The following is a 20,294-nucleotide window of genomic DNA, read 5'->3' as shown; positions in this document are numbered from 1 at the left end:
TCTACTCCACCAGTGCCTGCAGGGCGGTCTGGAGGCTGTCCACCCGGACCGCCTTCTTCGGCAGCCGCGCCGACTGCCATCCGGGGCCGCCGACGAACAGGCGCGCATGAGCGGCGACGACCGCCTTGGTCATCGCGATGTTGGCGGTGTCGGTGGATTGCGCCCACAACACCACGTTCGTCGGCCGGGGGGTGCGTTCAATGGCGTCGACGAGTGCGGCGGGCGGCACGTCGGCGCCAAGCATCAACGAGCCGTGGCCGTGGTCCCCGAGCGCCGCGCGGAGCGCCTCGATGGGCAGCGTGTGGGTCTCGCCTTCGCTGCACGCCAGGATCGTGGAAGCAGATTTGTTGGCGGCCGCGATGGGCACACGCTGCAACGACCGCGAGACCGCCCACGAAAGCGCGTGTTCGACATCGATGCATCCTTCGCCGTCGGCCTGTCGCGCTTCGATGGCCGAAAACACGGGCCGTATCAACAGATCCCACGTGTCGACGACGCCGTAGTGGCGCAGGTGGCCTTCCAGCTGTCGGCCTGCGCGGACGATGTCCAGATCAAAGGCGGCGGCGAGCAGGTTTTCGGTATCGGCCCTGGGCGGAACAACGGCATCAAGTGCGGCGCGCGCGGCGCTGCGGGGGCTGGCGCCTTCGCCGATCAGGTGGTGCATCCGCTCCACTATCAAGATGTCGTTCTGGCTGTAGAGCCGGTGGCTGCCGGGGTGGTGGTCGGGCGGTCCCACGCCGTATCGCTGATTCCAGCTGCGCAGGGTGGCGATCGGCACACCGATGCGCTCCGCGACCACACCGACGGTGTACTGCGGCAGGTCCGCGTCACGATCCTCGCGACGGCCCATGCGTCTTGACGTCTGGTTCACTGTGCCTCCAACCCGACAGGATAGAGCCAGGTTGCCCCCCAGCGAGCATCATCAATGCACAAACGATGCATTCGGTCCCGAAATGGGTATGTCGGCACTATGACTCAGATGGACACAGGGCAGCGCATGCGCCCCGAGGGGATGGACGATGCGACGGTTGAGGCGGTCGGCGCCGTATCAGAAGCAATGGAATGCGTAGAACGTGCGCGTGGCGAGCTGTACTCGTTTCACCAACTGATGGGACATGCCGATCTGCTGCTCGGCGATGCATGCGACAAGCTCAGGAAAGCCGGCCACGGCGCGATCGCCGAGAGGCTCGAGGCGGAGGTCGTCGGTCGCAATGTCCTGCACGGCCGATGGACCTTCCAGATCGTCGAGGATTTCGACGACAACTACTGGTCGGTGTTCCGTGAGCACGAGCGCCAGGTCCGAGACGAACTTCAACAGGGAGTCAGGCACGTCTTCGAAGCAGAGATGAAGGAACGCCGTCGCACCCATGGCAAGCCCGGTCACGAAAGCCGGCCCTGACGGGTTGACTAGCGCTCGGTGGCGCGCAATCCGAGCGCCAGCACCAGCCGGTCGTCAGGATCGTCCAGCGACGTCGACAGCAGCTTTTCGATCCGGCGGACGCGGTAGCGCACCGTGTTCGGATGCACGTGGAGTTGTTGTGCGACCGTCGCGATGTCTCCGAACGCATCAAGGTACGCATTCAGCGTGTCGGCCAGCATCGGCTCCTGCTCACGCAATTGCCGCACCCGCGGATCGACCAATCGCGGTTGCCCGGCCACCTGCGAGACGATCTCGTCGAGCAGCACGGTGGTGCGTGCCTCGTCGAGCGAGCTGACCTGTGCGATGACACCGGGGTGACGCTCGGCGCTGTCGAATACCCGGTCCACTTCGGCGCGCGCCCCCGCGACTGATGCCAACCCCGCCAACGGCGCGGCGATCACTGCACGCAGCGTCAAGTCGAGTTCGCGTCGCAGCGCCGCGACCACACCGCGCACCCACGACGTCACCGACGAAGCGCCGCCGGTGTTGGGCAGCAGCACGTAGACGCGCTCGCCTGTCGACGCGATCTGCGCATCGGCGCGGAAAGCGCTGGCGCTCAACGCGATCACATCGGCAGGCACCGACTTCTCGACGCCGACGAAGCCGATCAGCGCAGCACGTCCGTCGAGGCTGATGCCCAGTTCGCGGGCGATCGAGCCGACGTCGGTATCGTCGCCCGCCAGACCGAGCAATTCCTGTACACGCATGGTATGCGTCGACGGCGTCGCGGCCAGCCGCGAGATGATCCGCGCCGCGAGCACCGCGCCGCCCCGCAGGATGTCCTCGACATCGTCGGCCAATGGCGCCGAACCCTGTTGCAGCCAAATGGTTCCCGCGTATCCGGGCCTTCTGCGTGAGTCGGTCGGGGGGAGATGGATGCCGACCGCCAGGCGCGGTCGCAGCCCCAGCTCCGGACGTTCGGCCACTCGAACCACGTCGCCGCTGGCACGCAACGCGTCGAAAATGCCCCACTGTCCAATCCATTCGAGGTGTTCGGGCGGGCCTGCCCGGCCCAGGATCGTCAGCCTTCGCAGTTCGTCGGCTTCGTCGCTGGAAGCCGAATAGGCCAGCATGTGCGAGTCCGCGTCCTCGATGCTGATCATGCCGCGGGTGCGATCGGCGATCGACTGCGCGAGGCCGAACAGGTCGGTGCCGGAGTCATACGCCGGGTCGCCGCGGTCTCCGTGGTGTTCGAAGGCGTGGTTCACAAGCTTGTACAGCAGTTCCCACCGCGCCTGCGGTTCGACGGCCACGACCGCGATGCCGAGTGCGACGGCACGCTTGATCGCTGCGGCCGACGGCTCTTTGACGAAGATGGCCGCCGGGACGCTTCCGCTCTGCTGGCCGATCCAGCGCACTGCCTCGGCATCCGACACGCCGAGCAGAAAGAACAGGTCGGCTGAGCCCGGCCCGACCGCGAGGCCGAGTCGGACGTCGTCGGCGTCGACGAGCGCCACCGAACCCACCGGCATGTCCAGGCCGCGCGGCGCCTCCACCAGCGTCACCATCGTGCGGTCGAGGGCCAGCAGAAGCTGGCCGAGACCCAGGCCTGGAGAGTCCACAGCCATCCGCACTCCTTTGTCCGATTCGACTATAGATGGTCGACGGCGTTGTCCGATCAGCCATGTGTTGTGCGTCGCATTCCGGGGATCCTTGCTGCATGGACGCCATCACCGACGTGCCCTTTCCGGCCAACGAGCCGGTTCACGAATACGTGCCTGGTTCGGGTGAACGCACCCGCCTGACCGAACAGCTTCGCGACCTCGCCCGGCAGCCGATCGACCTGCCGCACGTCATCGGCGGCAGACACCGCATGGGCGGCGGTCAACGGGTCGACGTGGTCCAGCCGCACCGGCACTCTGACCCTGCTGGCCGCCTTGGCACCTTCACCAACGCCGAGCACGCCGACGCGTCCGCCGCGATCGAGGCGGCGATTGCCGCCAAGGCGGACTGGGAGGCCACCCCGTTCGACGAGCGCGCCGCGATCTTCCTGCGCGCCGCCGACCTGATGGCCGGACCGTGGCGGGAGAAGATCGCCGCGGCCACCATGCTCGGCCAGTCAAAGACCGCCTACCAGGCCGAGATCGACTCGCCGTGCGAGCTTGTCGACTTCTGGCGGTTCAACGTCGCGTTCGCGCGACAGATCCTGGCGCAGCAACCGATCAGCAGCCGCGGCGTGTGGAACCGCACCGACTACCGGCCGCTGGAGGGCTTCGTCTACGCGATCACGCCGTTCAACTTCACGGCGATCGCGGGCAATCTGCCGACCGCGCCGGCGTTGATGGGCAACACGGTGGTGTGGAAGCCGTCGCCGACGCAGACATTCGCCGCCTATCTGACCATGCAACTGCTGGAGGCGGCCGGGCTGCCGCCCGGGGTGATCAACTTGCTGACTGGCGACGGCATCGCGGTTTCCGATGTGGCCCTTGCAGATCCGCGTCTGGCAGGCATCCACTTCACCGGTTCGACGGGCACGTTCCAGCACCTGTGGCGCGAGGTCGGCAACAACATCGGCCGGTACCACACGTACCCGCGGCTGGTCGGCGAGACCGGCGGCAAGGACTTCGTCGTCGCACACTCGTCGGCGCGCCCGGATGTGCTGCGCACGGCCCTGATCCGCGGTGCGTTCGACTACCAGGGACAGAAGTGCTCTGCGGCGTCGCGCGCGTTCATCGCGCGCTCGGTGTGGCAGCAGATGGGCGACGACTTCCTGTCGGCCACCGAAGCGTTGCGCTACGGCGACGTCACCGACTTGTCCAACTACGGTGGCGCGGTGATCGACGAGAGGGCGTTCGCAAAAAACGTCAAGGCGATCGAACGGGCCAAGAGTGCGGCCAACGTGACGGTCGCCGTTGGCGGCGAATACGACGACAGCGAAGGCTATTTCGTGCGGCCGACGGTGCTGCTCTCCGATGACCCGACCGACGAGTCGTTCTGCACCGAGTACTTCGGGCCGATCCTGTCGGTGCACGTGTATGCCGACGACGAATACGACCGGATTCTCGATGTCGTGGACACAGGTGCGAAGTACGCCTTGACCGGTGCGGTGATCGCCGACGACCGCGCCGCGGTGCTGACGGCCGAGAAGCGGCTGCGTCACACCGCGGGCAACTTCTACGTCAACGACAAGCCGACCGGAGCCGTCGTCGGGCAGCAGCCGTTCGGCGGGTCGCGAGCGTCGGGCACCAACGACAAGGCCGGTTCGGCGCTGAACCTGCTGCGCTGGACGTCGGCGCGGTCGATCAAGGAGACCTTCGTGCCGCCGACCGACCACACCTACCCGCACATGGAGAGCGAATGATGACTGAGCTTTTCCACCGGGTCGCGCGCCCGGCGATCCTGGCCGCCAGCCGGCGCGAAGGCTTGCGCCGCACCGCCGAGCGGTTGCCTGTCACCCGCGATGTGGTGCATCGTTTCGTGCCGGGCGAGACCGTTGCCGATGCGATGAACTCCGTTGAACAACTGCGACATTCGGGACGGTTGGTCAGCATCGACTACCTCGGCGAAGACGTCACCGACGTCGAGACGGCGAACGCGACCGTCGACGCCTACCTAGGACTGCTCGACGCACTGGGGAGCCGCAGCGAGTCCGCGGGGGGAGTGCGACCCCTTGAGGTTTCGCTGAAACTGTCGGCGCTCGGGCAGGCGCTGCCGCGGGACGGCGAGAAGATCGCGCTGGAGAATGCGCACACGATCTGTGAGCGTGCGCAGCAGGTGGGCGCCTGGGTCACGGTGGACGCCGAAGACCACACCACCACGGACTCGACGCTGTCGATCGTGCGCGACTTGCGGACCGAGTTCGGTTGGCTGGGAACCGTTTTGCAGGCGTACCTGAAGCGCACCGAGGGCGATTGCCGTGAGTTCGCGGGCGCGCGGATCCGGCTGTGCAAGGGCGCCTACGATGAACCCGCGTCGGTGGCCTTCCGGTCCGGCGATGACGTCACCGGCTCATACCTGCGGTGCCTCGAGGTGCTGATGGCGGGGTCCGGCTATCCGATGGTGGCGTCTCACGATCCGCAGATCATCGAGGCGGTGCCCGCACTGGCTCGCGAGAACGGGCGCGGCGTAGACGATTTCGAATACCAGATGCTGTATGGCATCCGCGACGCTGAGCAGCGGCGGTTGGCCGAGGAGGGCAACCACGTCCGCGTGTACGTCCCGTTCGGCACACAGTGGTACGGGTACTTTGTCCGCCGGCTGGCCGAGCGGCCTGCCAACCTGACGTTCTTCCTGCGGGCGCTGGCGGAGCGCAGGCACTAGCCGGCCAGCGGGAACGATCCGTGTTCGTGGGTGACCACCCAGCGGCCGTCGCGCTTGCGCAGGCCGAAGGTCATCCGCAGGCGATTGTCGGGGTTCTTCTCGAAGTCCTCCGGTTTACCGCAGCGCGCCAGCGCGTACGCGAACGCCACGTCGGCCCCGGCCGTCACGTCGAGTTCGGTGATTTCGAAGACGGCGCCCTGGCGCTGCCACTCGAAGAAATCCGGCCAGGAGTCCCGGTAGGCGTCGATGCCGCGAAGACCGTCGTACGGCGGCGGCACGTCGAACATGACGATGTCCGGATCACGGTCGGCCACAACGGTTTCGAGGTCACCAGTGTGAACGGCGTCGGCCCAGCGGAGGATCAGTTCGCGGATGGCGTCCTGGTCAGTCATCGGCTTTGCAGCCCTTTCTCTCGGCGGTACCGCCGGAGGACACGAGGACGTAGCCTGCACTGGCGAACAGGACTGGCACCATCGCCATCATTCCGTACATCGCGGTCATTCGTGTCACCCCTTTCGTCCGCTCGTTCTCTTTCCACGGTGTAGACAGCCACGTGGTTCAAAACTCATCGCGTGAGGTGGAATCGGGTGGCGCCGAAGGGTTCGGCGGTGCCGAACGCGAACACGGTCGCCGGCGTGATCTTGTAGACGTGCCACGGTGGCGGCCCGGCTGACGGTGCGCTGTACTCGGCCGTGAATGCATCACCCTCGACCTTTGCGGGCCAACCGTCGTCTTTGTTGTATTCCTCGGCGACGGAACGGAGTTCGCTCGCATCGGTGACGCGCGTGGCCGTTCCCTCGATTACGAGATCGAAAGGCTGCGTCGCGACGCTGACGACGCAGCGCGGGTCAGCGTCGATGTTGCGGGATTTGCGAGTGGCTGGCCCGGAGGTGAAATACCAGACCCCGTCGACGTGGACGATGCCCACCGGTGTCACGTGCGGTGAGCCGTCAGGGTTGATAGTCGTCAACCAGACGGTGTGCCGGTTCGGACCGCCGGTGTCGGGTGCTTGGGTGATCTCGGAGGTCAGCACGTCGCGCACCCGCCCCCAGTCGATCGGAGGTGTTCCGTAGCCGTCGAGATTCTTCGCTTCGATGTTCATGCCCATATAGACCGCGCGCGCCGCGAGAACTCATCAGGTGGATTGGGTTTCCTCTGCCATCTGACTGGCCGTCCACGAGGCAAGCAGGTCGAGGGCATGCGCGGTCGCGGATGCCGGTTCCGCGACGTAGAAGGTGAGTGAGAGTCCAGGTTCGGACACCATGTCGACGCTTTCGTAGGCCAATTCGAGGTTGCCGACAATCTGATGGTGAAAGTGTTTGAGGCCGGCGCCGTGGGCATGGACGTCGTGTGCGCTCCACCGGCGGCGGAAATCCTCACTGCGGGTGGATAATTCGCCGACGAGATCGTGCATCAAGGTGTCGAACGGATCGCGGCCGGCCTCTGTGCGCAGAATCGATACGCAGATATCTGCGGCTCCGTCCCAGTCGGGATAGAAGCGACGGGAGTCCTCGTCGAGAAATGTATAGCGGGCGAAGTTCGGATATTCGGTCGTGCAGTTGTCGTACATCGAGGAGTGCATGCCGCGACCGAGATGGTTGACCGCCAGCAGGTCCATGCGGCCGTTGCGCACGATGGCCGGGCCCGTGTATTTGTCGAGCACCCACTGCAGGCTTGGACGGGGTGTCCACCGTTTCGCGGGCCGTCGCCGCGGACGCATTCCTGCGCTGGTGCCGTCGGCGGCGTGGGCGAGGTGAAAGAGGTGTGCCCGCTCGGCGTCGTCGAGTTGAAGCGCGCGGGCGATCGCGTCGAGCACCGACGACGACACACCGGCCAGCGCGCCGCGTTCCAGCTTGCTGTAGTACTCGATGCTCACCCCGGCCAGCGCTGCGACCTCGCCGCGGCGCAGACCCGGCACCCGGCGGGTACCGATGACTGGCAACCCCGCCTGCTGCGGGGTGACTTTGGCACGTCGCGAGACCAGGAACTCGCGGACCTCGGCGCGATTGTCCACGTCAACCACCGTACGGCTGCTTGGGGACGGGTGGGATGCCTTCTCAGTACACCTCTCATCAGGCACTCCCACATCGACTGTGAAGGGAGTTCCCTGGTCATCGTCAGTTCGATTGGTAGGAGGTCTTGATGCGTGGTGTCGTGATGTATGCCCCCGGCGATGTAAGGGTCGAGGACGTCGAGGAACCCCAGCTTCTGAAGCCGACCGACGCGATCATCCGGCTCTCGGCCACCTGCATCTGCGGGTCGGACCTCTGGCCGTACCGCGGCGCCGACGACGTCACCGAGCCGTTCCATATGGGCCACGAGTACGTCGGCATCGTCGACGAGGTCGGCGACGCGGTCACCACGGTCAAGCCAGGCCAGTTCGTCGTCGGCTCGTTCTTCGCGTCGGACAACACTTGCGAGATCTGTCAGGCCGGCTACCAGACGTCGTGCGTCAACCGCGAGGTGCTCGGCACCACGGGTCGGGCTCAGGCACAGCGGATGCGAGTGCCGCTGGCCGACGGCACGCTCGTGGCCACGCCTGACGTTCCATCCGAAGATCTGGTGCCCAGCTTCCTGGCTGCCTCCGATGTGCTCGGTACCGGGTGGTTCGGTGCGGTCGCGGCCGCTGCCGGTCCGGGTAAGACGGTGGCGGTCGTCGGCGACGGTGCGGTCGGCCTGATGGCGGTGCTTGCCGCTAAACAGCTTGGTGCAGAACGGATCATCGCGATGAGCCGGCGCGAGCCGAGGCAGCGGCTCGCGGTGGAATTCGGGGCCACCGACATCGTCACAGAGCGTGGCGAAGAGGGTGTGGCCAAGGTCAAGGAGTTGACCAATGGACTGGGCGCGCATTCTGTCGTGGAAGCAGTCGGTACTCCGCAGTCGATGGCGCAGGCGATGGGCACGGCCCGGCCTGGCGGTCATATCGGCTACGTCGGTGTGCTGCACGACGTCGAGATCAACGGCGACGACCTCTTCATGTCTCACGTCCACCTCCACGGTGGCCCCGCCCCGGTACGCCGCTTCCTCCCCGAGCTGATCGACCTGATCTGGAATCGAAAGATCAATCCAGGCAAGGTCTTTGACCTCGAACTACCCATTGACCAGGCAGCCGAGGGCTACCGGGCGATGGACGAACGTGAAGCCATCAAGGTGCTGCTGCGGCCCTGAGCCCCGCGCACCCAACTCATAGCAAGGAGTCTCGAGAATGAACACGACCACGCGACGCGACGTGATCCGCCGGTTCGGCGCCGGTGCCGCTTTGCTCGGTGTAATCACCGCTTCGGGCTGCGCTCCGTCCGACCGCAATGCCACCTCGGCGCCGTCGGCAACCCGGGCGATGCCGAGCCTGGCCGCGGGGGACCGGTCCAACGGTGCCGACAACTTCTATACGAGCGACCGCGTGGACGTTCAGAAGGTGTCTTTCAAGAACCAGTACGGCATGAAGGTGGCGGGAAACCTCTTCGTCCCGAAGGATCTGAACCGCAACGCGAAGAATGCAGCGATGGTCGTCGGACATCCGATGGGGGCCGTCAAAGAGCAGAGCGCGAACCTGTATGCCACCAAGTTGGCCGAGCGGGGGTTCGTGACGATGTCCCTTGATATGTCGTTCTGGGGCGAGAGCGATGGTCAGCCGCGCAACGCCGTGTCACCGGACATCTATGCCGAAGACTTCAGCGCCGCAGTCGATTTCCTGCGTACCCAGTCATTTGTCGATAGAGAGCGGATCGGTGCACTCGGAATCTGCGGCAGCGGCAGCTTCGTGATCAGTGCCGCAAAGATCGATCCGCGTATCAAGGCCGTCGCCACCGTCAGCATGTACGACATGGGCGCTGCCAACCGTGACGGGCTGCGACACTCGCAGACCGTCGAACAGCGCAAGCAAGCGATCGCAGCGGCCGCCGAGCAGCGCGATGTGGAATTTGCAGGCGGGGCAACGGAATACACCAGCGGCACCGTGCACGAACTGACACCCGAGTCGACACCGGTTGAACGCGAGTTCTACGACTTCTACCGCACCTCTCGCGGTGCGTACACCCCACCGGGCACGACGGATCAGTTCACCACGCACCCGACGCTGACCAGCAATGTGAAGTTCATGAACTTCTATCCGTTCGAAGACATCGAGACGATCTCTCCGCGGCCGATGCTCTTCATCGCGGGCGAGAACGCGCATTCCAGGGAGTTCAGCGAAGAGGCCTACCGCCGTGCCGGTCAGCCCAAGGAACTGGTGATCATTCCTGGTGCCGGTCACGTGGATCTCTACGACCGGGTCAATCTCATCCCGTTCGACAAGCTGACGACGTTCTTCCAGACCAGCCTGAGGTGACGGTCAACCCTCAACTCAGGTACTGGTCGTCGGTGACGTGCTCGAGCCAGTCGACGGGCTTGCCGTCCACGCTGTCCTGAATCGCGATGTGGGTCATCGTGTTTGAGTCAGTGGCGCCGTGCCAGTGTTTGACCCCGGGTGGTGTCCAGATCACGTCACCGGGTTTGATCGCCTGCTTCTCGCCGCCCCATTGCTGGATCCAGCCGGCCCCCGTTGTCACGATGAGCGTCTGTCCGGCGGGGTGGGTGTGCCAGGCGGTGCGCGCGCACGGCGTGAAGGTCACTTCTGCTGAGCTGAAGGTCCGTACGGCGTTTGGACCGAACAGCGGCTTGACGCTGACATCGCCGGTGAAGGTGTCGGCGGGTCCCGCAGTGGCGGGCCGTGATTCGTCGGACGAGATTTCCATGGTGTCGTCGGATTGCATGGTCATCCTTTCCAGCAGTCTCGATTGGAATCGGTTGTTCCCTGTCAGCGTGCGGTGTAACCGCCGTCGACCGGCAGTGCGACGCCGACGACAAAGCTGGCGCCGGCGCTACAGAGCCAGAGGACGGCGGCGGCAACCTCACTGGCTTCGCCGAGGCGGTTGATCGGCTGGTTGGCGATGGCTTCGGCTGGGTCCAGTTCCCCATTGTCGATCATCTCGGTGACCATCGGGGTCGCGATGGTGCCAGGGCATACCGCGTTGATCCGGATGCCGCGTGGCGCGTACTCCAGCGCCGCGCTGCTGGTCAGACCGAGTACGCCGTGCTTGGACGCGTGATAAGCCGCGCGACCGGGAAGGCCGACAAGCCCGCCGAGGGAGGAACAGTTGACGATTGCGCCGCTGCCTTGCACACGCATCTGGGCCAATTCGTGTTTCATACAGGCCCATACGCCACGAAGGTTGATGGCGTTGACTCGGTCGAACACCTCGGCTGCCTCGTCAGCGGCATCGCATGGCGGCACCTGAATTCCGGCGTTGTTGAACGCCATGTCGATTCGGCCGAACGTCTCGACGGCGGCGTGCACCGCACCGGCGACACTCGCCTCGTCGCGAACATCGCACTCGACAGCGAGCACTTCGTGCCCAGCCTCACTCAACGTGTCGGCGGCGGCTTTCAACGTCACGGGGTCGATATCGGCCATCACGACCGCTGCGCCGGCTTCGGCGAACGCTTGAGCGGTGGCCAGACCCATACCGGAGCCCGCGCCGGTGACCAAGGCCGCCTGACCGCTGAAGTCGTAGGAAGGGTTTGAAGTCATGCCATCGACGTAAGCCGCTTTCGTCCGGATGAGGGAGTCCCTACCGAAACGTGTACCGACAGTGCATCCCGCTAACGTCCTGCCAGCAACAGCAACGCCCAGGCGGCAATGGTCTGGGCGTCGGTGATCGCACCGTCGCGGATCATGCCCTCCAGCTGCGTTCGGGAGAACCACTCGCTGTGCATGTCCTGCTCTTCGTGCTCACGGTCGTGGTCACCTTCGGTCAAGCCGGTCGCGAGGAAGACCCGGCCGCGCTGGCTGCTCATCCCTGGCGCGACGTCGAGCACGCCGAGGAACTCCATCGACGTGGCCCGAAGCCCGGTCTCCTCGCGCAGCTCGCGGTGGGCCAGCTCGATCGGATCCGATTCCTCGTGGCCGGGCGCGGTGCCCTGGGGAAACTCCCATCGCCGCATGCCAAGCGGATACCGAAACTGCTCGACCAGGTGAAAACGGTCGCCGTCTTGGGGGATCACCAGTGCATAGGTCGGTTTTTCGATCACCGAATAGATGCCGGTCGTGCCGTCGGGCCGCCGGATCTCGTCTTCGCGAAGTGTCAGCCAGTTGTTCCGGTACACCTCACGCGAGCCCACTCGATGGATCTGGTTCACGCGCTCAGTATCGCCGAGCGCCGAATGGGTAACCTCACCTCGTGCTCTTGGCCTCGCTGGACCCTTCTGCTGTCGCCGGCGGCGCCGATGTCGGCGACGCGGTGCGCATTGACGGCGCCACACTCAGCCGCAGCGATCTCGTCGGCGCCGCAACGTCGGTGGCTGAGCGGGTGGCCAATGCCGATCGCGTGGCCGTGCTGGCGACTCCGACAGCCGCGACGGTGTTGGCCGTCGCAGGCTGCCTCATCGCGGGTGTGCCCGTCGTACCGGTGCCCGCGGACGTCGGCGCGGCCGAACGTCTGCACATCCTCTCCGACTCCGGTGCACAGGCCTGGCTGGGCGAGAAGCCCGACGAGACGGACGGTCTGCCGCACATCCCGGTGCGCGTGCACGCGCGGTCGTGGCATCGCTACCCGGAGCCGCATCCGGACGCGACCGCGTTGATCATCTACACGTCGGGCACCACCGGTCCGCCCAAGGGCGTGGTGGTGAGCAGGCGCGCGGTCGCCGCCGACATCGACATGCTCGCCGAGGCGTGGCAGTGGACGCCGGATGACACGCTCGTGCATGGGCTGCCGCTGTACCACGTGCACGGGCTGGTACTCGGGTTGCTCGGATCGCTGCGGATCGGAAATCGCTTCGTGCACACGGGAAAACCATCGCCTTCGGCGTATGCGGCGGCGGGCGGGTCCTTGTATTTCGGGGTGCCGACGGTATGGACGCGAGTCGTCGGCGATCAGGCAGCGGCACACGCTTTGTCGTCGGCGCGACTGCTGGTGTCGGGCAGCGCGCCGCTTCCGGTGCCGGTCTTCGACAAGCTGGCCGAGCTGACCGGGCATCAGCCGGTGGAACGCTACGGTTCAACCGAGTCGCTGATCACGCTGTCCACCCGCGCCGACGGTGAGCGCAGGCCCGGTTCGGTGGGACTGCCGTTGGTCGGCGTGCAGACGCGGTTGGTGGACGATGACGGCGCCACGCTGGCACACGACGGCGAAAGCATTGGGCGACTACAGATTCAGAGCCCGACGTTATTCGATGGTTACCTCAACCGGCCGGACGCCACCGCCGAGGCGTTCGACGGTGACTGGTACCGCACCGGCGACGTCGCGGTGATCGATGACGCCGGCATGCACCGCATCGTCGGCCGCGAATCCGTCGACTTGATAAAGACCGGCGGCTTCCGCGTCGGTGCAGGCGAGATCGAAACCGTGTTGCTCGGCCACCCCGGCGTTTCCGAGGCGGCCGTCATCGGCGCACCCGACGACGATCTCGGCCAGCGCATCGTCGCGTTCGTCGTCGGCGACGCCGACCCGCAAGTCCTGACCGACTTTGTGGCCGAACAACTTTCGGTCCACAAGCGACCACGTGAGGTGCGGCGGGTGGAGAGTCTGCCGCGCAATGCGATGGGCAAGGTGCTGAAGAAGGAGTTGACCGGGTGGCCCGAAGACGAACGCGAGTGAGGATCGCAGCGAGGAACGAGCGAGGACCGGAGCGAGCGAGAGTCGAGAAATGAGTCTGACGTTCGACGAGATCTGCATCGACGCCCATGACGCCAACGCGCTGGGCGCGTGGTGGTCGAAGGTGCTGGGTTGGGAGCATCACGTCGACAAGGACGGCGATGTGGTTCTCGAGGCCCCGCCCGGCGCCGGACCGAACTGGCTGTTCATCGCGGTGCCCGACGACAAGGTGGTCAAGAATCGCATTCACCTCGACTTTCGACCCGACGATCAGCAGGCCGAGGTCGACCGCGTGATCGGTTTGGGCGCCAAGCATGTCGACATCGGTCAAGGCGAGCAGACGTGGGTGGTGCTTGCCGACCCGGAGGGCAACGAGTTCTGCATCCTCGCGGCCAAAGATTGATGGCGCCAGAACTACCGCGACCGCCGCTACTACCGCGAGTGTGCGCGTCTGCACGCCGACACGCCGCATTTCGCGTGCATTCTGCGCACGCTCGTCGGTTGTTGAGCGCGACAGCGTTGCTCATCAGCGGCTGCGCCACCGTCGTCCCCGTCGAGCCCGTGTCCACCACCGAACCGACCCCTGCTCCGGTACCGCTGACCATCGGCCCCGCGGCCACCGACACCTACGGCGGATGGATTCCCGACGGACAGCCGCTGAGCCCATTCGACCTGTCGAATCCGGCGGTGGCGCAACTCGACCCGGCTCTGCTCAAGGCGGTTCAGGACGCAGCGAACGCCGCCAAGCAGCAGGGCATCGACCTACGAATCAATTCGGGTTGGCGCTCGATCGGCTTCCAACAGCGACTGTTCGACGACGCCGTGCGTAGCTACGGCAGCGTCGACATCGCAAGACAGTTCGTCGCATCGCCTGAAGTGTCGAAACATGTTGTGGGTCAAGCGGTCGACGTCGCTCCCGTCGACGCCGACCAATGGCTGATCCGCAACGGCGCCCAGTTCGGCCTGTGCCAGATCTACGCCAACGAGCTGTGGCACTTCGAGCTCGCGGTCGACCCGCAGGGCAACTGCCCGCCGTTGCGGCCCAACGCGGCAGGTTAAGTCCTAGCGGGAAATGCCTTGCGAGACAACATGACTATCGCCAGGCCGACACCGATCAATGCTGCACCGGCCCATGGCAACGACGACAGCCCGGCTACTTGCAGCAGACCCGCGCCGATGGCCGACCCGCCTGCGATGCCCGCGTTGGCCGTCGCATTCACCCAGGCGCCCGCCAACTCCGGCGACACCGCGTGCGTGCGCACCGCACACGCCTGGTAGATGGAGGGCAACCCACCGAACGCACCGTTCCAGACGGCCGCCGCGACGATCACCGCGACCAGAGACGGCATTGTGCCGCCGAGGACGACGACGGCGCCGATCACTATCGTCAGCACGATCACGGCGGCTCGCCTGGGGCTACGGTCGAGATGCCTGCCTACCCACCACAGCGAGATCAGTCCACATGCACCGCACGCCAACAGAATTGGGCCGACGAACGCAGGACTGACGCCGCTGGACAGCAACAGCACGCTGACGAAGGTGTAAACCGTGAACTGCCCGAGGAACGAGAACATATTGGACACGGAGACCGCCGTGAGTGCGCGGCGGCCCGCTCGGATGGAACCACCAGAGCCCGGCTCGTGAGTCACGCTCGGCAGCAATCTGGCCACGAGCACGAACGTCACGATCGATAGCGCAGCCAACAGGCCGAAGGACACTCGCCAACCCGCCGCGGTACCGACCGATGTCGTCAACGGCACGCCCAGCACCATGCCCGCCGACGCGCCGCCGCCCGCCAACGCGAGTGCGCGGCCGACGTGTCCGCGCGAGACCAATCGCGGTGCGTATCCGATCATCAACGAGAAGAACAGCGCGTGGGTCATGCCGCCGACCGCGCGCCCGACTGCGACAACGGTGAATTCCGGCGCGACGGCGACGAGCGCGTTGCTCAGCGCGTAGCCGAGCACCGTCGTCAGCAGCAGTGGCTTGCGGCCGAACCGGGAAGTGGCCAGGGTCAACGGCACCGCGAGCGTCGCGACCATCACCGCGTACAGGCTCACCAGCAGGCCCGTGACGGAATCGGACACCCTGAAACTGGCGCCGACGTCGGGTAACAGGCCCACCATCGATACCTCGGTCGTCACTGCCAGGAACGACGCCAATGCGAGCGACAGCAGCCCGGGCAGGCTTTCACGAAGGCCACGTGCCGGAACGCGCTCGACTGCCAGGGTCATGTTCCCGAATATACTCGGCGCCCGAGCATATTCAAGTGGGATACTACCGGCGATGGCACACGAGCAGCGGCAAGCCGCACATGCGCGCTGGTTGAGCGCCGCTCAACTCATCGGGGTGGTGCGGTCCGAGCCGGGCATCACACGAGCTGCTGCTGCGCAGCGCCTCGGCATTGGCAGCGGCGGTGCCACCGAGTTGCTTGCGCGGATGCGGCAAGCTCGACTGCTCGACGAAAGCCCCGCCCCCGCGCGGGGCCGCGGCAGACCTACGACGGTGCTAAGCCCGCATGCCGATGGTCCGCTGGTCCTCGCGGTCGATCTGCGCGCCGCCGATTGGCGGCTGGCTGTTGCGGGTCTTGACGGCGTGCCACAGGTCGTCGGCCAGGCCGGTTATGTGAGCGGGAATTCTGACGACGTGCTCACGCCTATCGCAAGGGAGATCGCGGCGTTCTACCGGCGGAAGTCAAAGCGGCTGAGGGCAATAGCGGTGTCGGCCGCAGGCCCCATCAGCGGAGCCAGGCTGGGTCAGTTCACCCCGCGAGGCTGGAATGACGTCGACGTTTCGGTGCTGACCAAAAAGATCCCCGAGCGCGCCGGCATCCACCTGCTCCTGGGTAACGACGCCACGCTGGCGGGATTGGCCGAAGCCCGCACTGGCGCAGCCCGTTCGGCCGCGACCACGCTGTATTTGATGGTCGCCGAAGGTATCGGCGGCACGCTGGTGGTCAATGGCGAGCCGCTCACCGGCCTTCACGGCGCAGCGGGTGAATACGGCCACGTGCCGTTCGGAGATCACGCGCTCGTCTGTCCGTGCGGCGCCCGCGGCTGCTGGGATCTCACCGTCGACGGGCGCGCCCTTGCCAGGTACCTCGGCGATGCGCCACCCGATGATGCGGTCGTGTACGTACATGACGTGCTCGGCCGGCCCACTCGAGACAAGAAGACCCAGAAGGCTTTTGAAGCCGTCGCGGCATCACTGGGCGCGGGTATCGGTGCGTTCGTCAATGTGCACGACCCTGAGGTCGTCACCCTGGGTGGCGTTGCGGCGATGCTGCGAGCGGCCGCGCCGCAAGCCTTCGATGACGCGTACCGCGACGGACTGATGGCCTTCCGCAAGAGCTCTCCGCCGCCGGTGCGCGATGCGGAGCACGGCGAGGACGGTCCCCTTCACGGTGCCGTCGCCCTCGCGTTGGATCGCATCACCACGCCGGTAGGGTTAGCGGAATGGTTTGAGCGGCAACGCGATTAACCGCGGACTACGTTTTCGATCAGGTCCGCGGCGCGCACCCGGCCCGGTGAACCCTTCAACCGCTTGGCCGCCGCAGCCAGGCGCGCCGCCAATTGCCGATCGCCGCTGAGTCGGTCAATCGTGTCATGTAGCTCGTCATCGGTGAACTCGTAGGTGGAAAGCCGTACGCCGTAACCGCATTCGTCGATTCGCTGTGCATTGTCGTATTGATCCCAGAACAGCGGCAGCACAATCGTCGGGACCCCGAACGTGAACGCCTCGCCGACAGTGTTGTTGCCGCCGTGGGTGATCATCACGTCACACTGCGGCACGATCGCGGTCTGTGGGACGAATTGCTCACCCCACATCCGGTCGCCGAGCCTGAGCTGGTCATGCAGCGGGCCCATCGAGACGATCACCCGGTGCGGCGTCCGGTCGAGCGAATCGATCACCCGTTGCATCAACGGCACATCCATGCAGCCGAGGCTGCCCAGTGACAGGTAAACCAGCTTGCCGTCATTGCCTACCTTTTCGGATACGTCGAAGGCGCCATCGGAGTTGCGGGTCGAGGTGTCGATGCGGTGCCACGTGGATCCCAGCGGGCGTGACCGCTGATAATCGAGTTCGGCCGGATACATGTAGAGGTTGAGATACGGTGACTGGTACTGGAATTCGCCGTCGGGCAACGGTGGTGCGCCGCACTGCTGATGAAACGCCGACGCCCGTTCGACAAGCGGATCGGTCAGCCTGCGGTACTCGACCCGGAATTCGTCCCACCCGCTGCGGTCGCGTGAGGAGTAGCCGGAGAACACCGGCGGAATGTCAGGGTCGGTGATCTCGAGCGGGTTGGCCGACACCACACGAATCCACGGACAGCCGGCCAACGACACCGACGGGAAACTGGCCACGCAGTCGTGCACGATCGCATTCGGCCTCAGTTCGGCCCAGATCTCGGTGAGTCTGTCGTGTGAATACTCGGCGCCGTCGACGAATTCGGCCCAGATGGGCGCCGTCACGGTCTCCAGTTGTTCGATGGTCGGCCTGCGAAACTGCGGTGACGTCTCGCGAACGAACTCCGCCCATCCTCCCCCGACAATCTCCGAGCCCTCCGGAGGCGGGGGAGCCATCCGCATCAGCCGCTCTTCGAAGCCACGCTTGCTGAGCTCACCGTCGAATGATTCCTCTACGACGAAGACCGTCCGGATGCCCCGCTCCCGCAGGTGATTTCCGAGAGCGACGAGGTTGTTCGTCGGCCCCCACGCGCCGGGTTCCGGAAACAATGCGACCGTCGGCTGGTTCATGATCGCAACTTACGCCGTCATCGCGCGCTCGGCGCGCGACGAACGTGCGCAAAATGCACGCAAATTGCGGCGTGTCGTTGTGCAGACACGCACGCTCGCGGTAGTTAGCGGGAGTTCGGGTGGTTAGTTCTGGTGCAGGGCTTCGTTGAGCGTGATGCCGGTGCCGTCGCGCCTGACGACCTCGACCGCACCGGACAGCGAATTGCGCCGGAACAGCAGATTGCTGGCGCCGGACAGCTCGCGGGCCTTGACGGTCTCACCGTCGCCGGTGATCACCTTGGTCCCGGCGGTCACATAAAGCCCGGCCTCGACGACGCAGTCGTCGCCCAGCGATATGCCGAGCCCGGCGTTGGCGCCGAGCAGGCAGCGCTTGCCGACCGAGATGACCTCGGTGCCGCCGCCAGACAGCGTGCCCATGATCGACGCGCCGCCGCCGACGTCGGAGCCGTCGCCCACGACCACGCCCCCCGAAATACGGCCCTCGACCATCGAGCTGCCCAGCGTGCCGGCGTTGAAGTTGACGAAGCCCTCATGCATGACCGTCGTGCCGGACGCCAGGTGCGCACCCAGTCGCACGCGGTCGGCGTCGGCGATTCGCACGCCGGCGGGCACCACGTAATCGACCATCCGCGGGAACTTGTCGATGCCGTAGACGGTGACCGGTCCCCGACGACGCAGGCGCGCCCGCACCACTTCGAAGCCCGCCACCGCACACGGGCCGTAGTTGGTCCATACGACGTTGGTGAGCACGCCGAAGAAACCGTCGGCGTTCAGCCCGTGTGGTGCGACCAGCCGATGCGAAAGCAGATGCAACCGCAGGTAGGCGTCGTACGCGTCGGTGGCCTTGTCGTCCAGCGACGCGATCGTGGTGCGCACCGCGACCGTCTCGACGTCACGGTCGTCGTCGCGGCCGGTCAACTCCGCCAGCTCGGGCGGCACTTCGGCGACTGACAGTCGCACGGTGCCCGTAGGGCCGTCGCCGCCGAGTTCGGGCGAAGGGAACCAGGTGTCGAGGACGGATCCGTCGGCGGCGATGGTCGCCAGGCCGACGCCTGCTGCAGATGTCACGGTCCAAAACCGTACTCGACTAACCTCAAGCGGTGTGGGCCTGGACTTACGCGGCGATCCGATCGCCCTGACCGCGGCGCTGGTCGACATTCCCAGCGAATCGCGGCAGGAACAGCGCATCGCCGACGAGATCGAGGCCGCGCTGCGCGAGCAAACCGAGAACTTCGAGGTCATCCGCAACGGTGACGCCGTGCTGGCCCGCACGAACCTGGGGTTGCCGTCGCGGGTGCTGCTCGCCGGCCACACCGACACCGTGCCTGCCGCGGACAACCTGCCCAGCAGGCTTGCCGGCGGCGAGCTGCACGGCTGCGGCACCTCGGACATGAAGTCCGGCGACGCGGTGTTCCTTCACCTGGCCGCGACCGTCGCCGACCCCGCACACGACATCACGCTGGTGATGTACGACTGCGAGGAGATCGAGTCGGCCGCCAACGGTCTCGGTCGTATCGAACGTGAGCTGCCCGACTGGCTGCACGCCGACGTCGCGATTCTCGGCGAGCCGTCGGGCGGCTTCATCGAAGCCGGCTGCCAGGGCACGCTGCGGGTGGTCGTCCGCGCCGCGGGCACCCGGGCCCATTCCGCGCGATCCTGGTTGGGCGACAACGCGATTCACAAACTCGGCGACGTGTTGGCCCGCTTGAAGGCCTATCAGGCCCGCGACGTCGACATCGACGGGTGCGTCTACCGCGAGGGGCTGTCAGCGGTGCGGATCGACGGCGGCATCGCAGGCAACGTCATCCCCGACGCGGCATCGGTGACCGTGAACTTCCGCTTCGCCCCCGACCGCAGCGTCGAGCAGGCGCTGCGACACGTTCACGAAGTTCTCGACGGGCTTGATGTGGAGATCGAAATGACCGACTCCGCCGCAGGCGCACTTCCCGGGCTGACGAAACCCGCGGCCGCCGCACTCGTCGACGCGGCAGGCGGCCAGGTGCGCGCCAAGTACGGCTGGACCGACGTCGCACGCTTTGCAGCGCTTGGCATTCCGGCAGTCAACTACGGACCGGGCGATCCCAACCTTGCACACCGCGCCGACGAGCGCGTCGAGGTGGCCGCGATCACCGCGGCCACCGACATGTTGCGCAGATACTTAACCGCTTGACGGGGTGGCTACCCTGGATCACATGCGGTGAGACCCGGCTTCGTTCCCAG

Annotated in this window: 21 protein-coding genes; 10 read left to right on the top strand and 11 right to left on the bottom strand. The window is 66.0% G+C overall.

The genetic code is table 11. The features are described 5' to 3' along the window. Nucleotide 1 precedes the first annotated feature (1 nt). Nucleotides 2–871 carry a MerR family transcriptional regulator gene (locus tag GGC64_RS32410; protein WP_192726706.1) on the bottom strand — a complete coding sequence of 290 codons (870 nt, stop codon included), beginning with the start codon at nucleotides 869–871 and terminating at the stop codon, nucleotides 2–4. A 99-nt stretch (nucleotides 872–970) separates the two neighbouring features. Between GGC64_RS32410 and GGC64_RS32405 the strand changes: the two genes are divergently transcribed. Continuing rightward, the gene (locus GGC64_RS32405; protein ID WP_192726705.1) at nucleotides 971–1,399 is read left to right on the top strand and encodes a hypothetical protein; all 429 of its coding nucleotides are present in this window, start codon (nucleotides 971–973) and stop codon (nucleotides 1,397–1,399) included. A gap of 8 nt (nucleotides 1,400–1,407) precedes the next feature. Here the strand turns inward: GGC64_RS32405 and GGC64_RS32400 are convergent, their stop codons facing one another. Next, the gene (locus GGC64_RS32400; protein WP_192726704.1) at nucleotides 1,408–2,988 is read right to left on the bottom strand and encodes a CdaR family transcriptional regulator; all 1,581 of its coding nucleotides are present in this window, start codon (nucleotides 2,986–2,988) and stop codon (nucleotides 1,408–1,410) included. A gap of 92 nt (nucleotides 2,989–3,080) precedes the next feature. Here GGC64_RS32400 and pruA point away from each other — a divergent pair, with 92 nt between their 5' ends. Next, the gene (gene pruA, locus GGC64_RS32395; RefSeq protein WP_192726703.1) at nucleotides 3,081–4,721 is read left to right on the top strand and encodes an L-glutamate gamma-semialdehyde dehydrogenase; all 1,641 of its coding nucleotides are present in this window, start codon (nucleotides 3,081–3,083) and stop codon (nucleotides 4,719–4,721) included. Further along, nucleotides 4,721–5,680, top strand: coding sequence for a proline dehydrogenase family protein (locus GGC64_RS32390; RefSeq protein ID WP_192727001.1), 960 nt, complete (start codon nucleotides 4,721–4,723; stop codon nucleotides 5,678–5,680). Before pruA ends, GGC64_RS32390 begins: the two co-directional genes overlap by 1 nt. On the opposite strand, the gene GGC64_RS32385 is transcribed toward GGC64_RS32390, so the two are convergent. The 3 genes from GGC64_RS32385 to GGC64_RS32375 all read right to left on the bottom strand — a co-directional run bounded on the left by GGC64_RS32385 (nucleotide 5,677) and on the right by GGC64_RS32375 (nucleotide 7,694). Beyond that, nucleotides 5,677–6,072, bottom strand: a complete 396-nt coding sequence (locus tag GGC64_RS32385) for a nuclear transport factor 2 family protein (RefSeq protein WP_192726702.1) — start codon at nucleotides 6,070–6,072, stop codon at nucleotides 5,677–5,679. The two genes, GGC64_RS32390 and GGC64_RS32385, sit on opposite strands and share 4 nt — an antisense overlap. Nucleotides 6,073–6,245: 173 nt before the next feature. Beyond that, a complete protein-coding gene (locus tag GGC64_RS32380; protein WP_225952756.1) occupies nucleotides 6,246–6,782 on the bottom strand; it encodes a pyridoxamine 5'-phosphate oxidase family protein in 537 nt (178 codons plus the stop codon). A gap of 33 nt (nucleotides 6,783–6,815) precedes the next feature. After that, on the bottom strand, nucleotides 6,816–7,694 hold the full coding sequence (locus tag GGC64_RS32375; protein WP_192726700.1) for a helix-turn-helix transcriptional regulator: 879 nt from the start codon (nucleotides 7,692–7,694) through the stop codon (nucleotides 6,816–6,818). Between the two features lie 128 nt (nucleotides 7,695–7,822). Between GGC64_RS32375 and GGC64_RS32370 the strand changes: the two genes are divergently transcribed. Together GGC64_RS32370 and GGC64_RS32365 are read left to right on the top strand one after the other, a co-directional pair. After that, nucleotides 7,823–8,848 carry a zinc-dependent alcohol dehydrogenase family protein gene (locus tag GGC64_RS32370; RefSeq protein ID WP_192726699.1) on the top strand — a complete coding sequence of 342 codons (1,026 nt, stop codon included), beginning with the start codon at nucleotides 7,823–7,825 and terminating at the stop codon, nucleotides 8,846–8,848. Between the two features lie 37 nt (nucleotides 8,849–8,885). Then, a complete protein-coding gene (locus GGC64_RS32365) occupies nucleotides 8,886–10,007 on the top strand; it encodes an alpha/beta hydrolase (RefSeq protein WP_192726698.1) in 1,122 nt (373 codons plus the stop codon). A 10-nt stretch (nucleotides 10,008–10,017) separates the two neighbouring features. Here GGC64_RS32365 and GGC64_RS32360 read toward each other — a convergent pair whose 3' ends face one another. The 3 genes from GGC64_RS32360 to GGC64_RS32350 all read right to left on the bottom strand — a co-directional run bounded on the left by GGC64_RS32360 (nucleotide 10,018) and on the right by GGC64_RS32350 (nucleotide 11,857). Next, nucleotides 10,018–10,431: a cupin domain-containing protein gene (locus tag GGC64_RS32360; protein WP_225952755.1), complete on the bottom strand. Its 414-nt coding sequence runs from the start codon at nucleotides 10,429–10,431 to the stop codon at nucleotides 10,018–10,020. A 44-nt stretch (nucleotides 10,432–10,475) separates the two neighbouring features. Continuing rightward, nucleotides 10,476–11,249, bottom strand: coding sequence for a glucose 1-dehydrogenase (locus GGC64_RS32355; protein ID WP_192726697.1), 774 nt, complete (start codon nucleotides 11,247–11,249; stop codon nucleotides 10,476–10,478). A 71-nt stretch (nucleotides 11,250–11,320) separates the two neighbouring features. After that, complete coding sequence (locus GGC64_RS32350; RefSeq protein WP_192726696.1) at nucleotides 11,321–11,857, bottom strand: NUDIX hydrolase; 537 nt, start codon at nucleotides 11,855–11,857, stop codon at nucleotides 11,321–11,323. Between the two features lie 41 nt (nucleotides 11,858–11,898). On the opposite strand from GGC64_RS32350, the gene GGC64_RS32345 reads away from it, so the two are divergent. From GGC64_RS32345 to GGC64_RS32335, 3 genes are all read left to right on the top strand, one after another. Beyond that, nucleotides 11,899–13,317, top strand: coding sequence for an acyl-CoA synthetase (locus GGC64_RS32345; RefSeq protein WP_192726695.1), 1,419 nt, complete (start codon nucleotides 11,899–11,901; stop codon nucleotides 13,315–13,317). A 49-nt stretch (nucleotides 13,318–13,366) separates the two neighbouring features. Further along, nucleotides 13,367–13,717 (top strand): VOC family protein, encoded by a 351-nt coding sequence (locus tag GGC64_RS32340; RefSeq protein WP_192726694.1) that lies wholly within the window; start codon nucleotides 13,367–13,369, stop codon nucleotides 13,715–13,717. A 98-nt stretch (nucleotides 13,718–13,815) separates the two neighbouring features. Further along, nucleotides 13,816–14,373, top strand: a complete 558-nt coding sequence (locus GGC64_RS32335; RefSeq protein ID WP_192726693.1) for a M15 family metallopeptidase — start codon at nucleotides 13,816–13,818, stop codon at nucleotides 14,371–14,373. Here GGC64_RS32335 and GGC64_RS32330 read toward each other — a convergent pair. Then, the gene (locus tag GGC64_RS32330; RefSeq protein WP_192726692.1) at nucleotides 14,370–15,548 is read right to left on the bottom strand and encodes an MFS transporter; all 1,179 of its coding nucleotides are present in this window, start codon (nucleotides 15,546–15,548) and stop codon (nucleotides 14,370–14,372) included. The two genes, GGC64_RS32335 and GGC64_RS32330, sit on opposite strands and share 4 nt — an antisense overlap. Nucleotides 15,549–15,600: 52 nt before the next feature. On the opposite strand from GGC64_RS32330, the gene GGC64_RS32325 reads away from it, so the two are divergent. After that, nucleotides 15,601–16,794 carry an ROK family transcriptional regulator gene (locus GGC64_RS32325; protein WP_192726691.1) on the top strand — a complete coding sequence of 398 codons (1,194 nt, stop codon included), beginning with the start codon at nucleotides 15,601–15,603 and terminating at the stop codon, nucleotides 16,792–16,794. On the opposite strand, the gene GGC64_RS32320 is transcribed toward GGC64_RS32325, so the two are convergent. Continuing rightward, nucleotides 16,791–18,074: a nucleotide disphospho-sugar-binding domain-containing protein gene (locus GGC64_RS32320; protein WP_192726690.1), complete on the bottom strand. Its 1,284-nt coding sequence runs from the start codon at nucleotides 18,072–18,074 to the stop codon at nucleotides 16,791–16,793. The two genes, GGC64_RS32325 and GGC64_RS32320, sit on opposite strands and share 4 nt — an antisense overlap. 123 nt (nucleotides 18,075–18,197) lie before the next feature. Beyond that, on the bottom strand, nucleotides 18,198–19,142 hold the full coding sequence (gene dapD, locus GGC64_RS32315) for a 2,3,4,5-tetrahydropyridine-2,6-dicarboxylate N-succinyltransferase (RefSeq protein ID WP_192726689.1): 945 nt from the start codon (nucleotides 19,140–19,142) through the stop codon (nucleotides 18,198–18,200). Between the two features lie 34 nt (nucleotides 19,143–19,176). Here dapD and dapE point away from each other — a divergent pair, with 34 nt between their 5' ends. Continuing rightward, the gene (dapE, locus tag GGC64_RS32310) at nucleotides 19,177–20,244 is read left to right on the top strand and encodes a succinyl-diaminopimelate desuccinylase (RefSeq protein WP_192726688.1); all 1,068 of its coding nucleotides are present in this window, start codon (nucleotides 19,177–19,179) and stop codon (nucleotides 20,242–20,244) included. The last annotated feature ends 50 nt before the right edge of the window (nucleotides 20,245–20,294 follow it).

Origin of the sequence: Mycobacterium sp. OAS707, assembly GCF_014873705.1 — a bacterium.
Classification (GTDB): Bacteria; Actinomycetota; Actinomycetes; order Mycobacteriales; family Mycobacteriaceae; genus Mycobacterium.
This window is presented reverse-complemented; position numbering and strand designations above follow the sequence as displayed.

Excerpts from the sequence above, each read along its gene's own strand:
- GGC64_RS32400 (WP_192726704.1), bottom strand. The coding sequence starts at position 2,988 with ATGGCTGTGGACTCTCCAGGCCTGGGTCTCGGCCAGCTTCTGCTGGCC.
- GGC64_RS32355 (WP_192726697.1), bottom strand. The coding sequence starts at position 11,249 with ATGACTTCAAACCCTTCCTACGACTTCAGCGGTCAGGCGGCCTTGGTC.
- GGC64_RS32340 (WP_192726694.1), top strand. The coding sequence starts at position 13,367 with ATGAGTCTGACGTTCGACGAGATCTGCATCGACGCCCATGACGCCAAC.
- GGC64_RS32365 (WP_192726698.1), top strand. The coding sequence starts at position 8,886 with ATGAACACGACCACGCGACGCGACGTGATCCGCCGGTTCGGCGCCGGT.
- GGC64_RS32405 (WP_192726705.1), top strand. The coding sequence starts at position 971 with ATGACTCAGATGGACACAGGGCAGCGCATGCGCCCCGAGGGGATGGAC.
- GGC64_RS32390 (WP_192727001.1), top strand. The coding sequence starts at position 4,721 with ATGACTGAGCTTTTCCACCGGGTCGCGCGCCCGGCGATCCTGGCCGCC.
- GGC64_RS32380 (WP_225952756.1), bottom strand. The coding sequence starts at position 6,782 with ATGAACATCGAAGCGAAGAATCTCGACGGCTACGGAACACCTCCGATC.
- GGC64_RS32370 (WP_192726699.1), top strand. The coding sequence starts at position 7,823 with ATGCGTGGTGTCGTGATGTATGCCCCCGGCGATGTAAGGGTCGAGGAC.
- pruA (WP_192726703.1), top strand. The coding sequence starts at position 3,081 with ATGGACGCCATCACCGACGTGCCCTTTCCGGCCAACGAGCCGGTTCAC.
- GGC64_RS32320 (WP_192726690.1), bottom strand. The coding sequence starts at position 18,074 with ATGAACCAGCCGACGGTCGCATTGTTTCCGGAACCCGGCGCGTGGGGG.
- GGC64_RS32330 (WP_192726692.1), bottom strand. The coding sequence starts at position 15,548 with ATGACCCTGGCAGTCGAGCGCGTTCCGGCACGTGGCCTTCGTGAAAGC.
- GGC64_RS32360 (WP_225952755.1), bottom strand. The coding sequence starts at position 10,431 with ATGCAATCCGACGACACCATGGAAATCTCGTCCGACGAATCACGGCCC.
- GGC64_RS32325 (WP_192726691.1), top strand. The coding sequence starts at position 15,601 with ATGGCACACGAGCAGCGGCAAGCCGCACATGCGCGCTGGTTGAGCGCC.
- GGC64_RS32385 (WP_192726702.1), bottom strand. The coding sequence starts at position 6,072 with ATGACTGACCAGGACGCCATCCGCGAACTGATCCTCCGCTGGGCCGAC.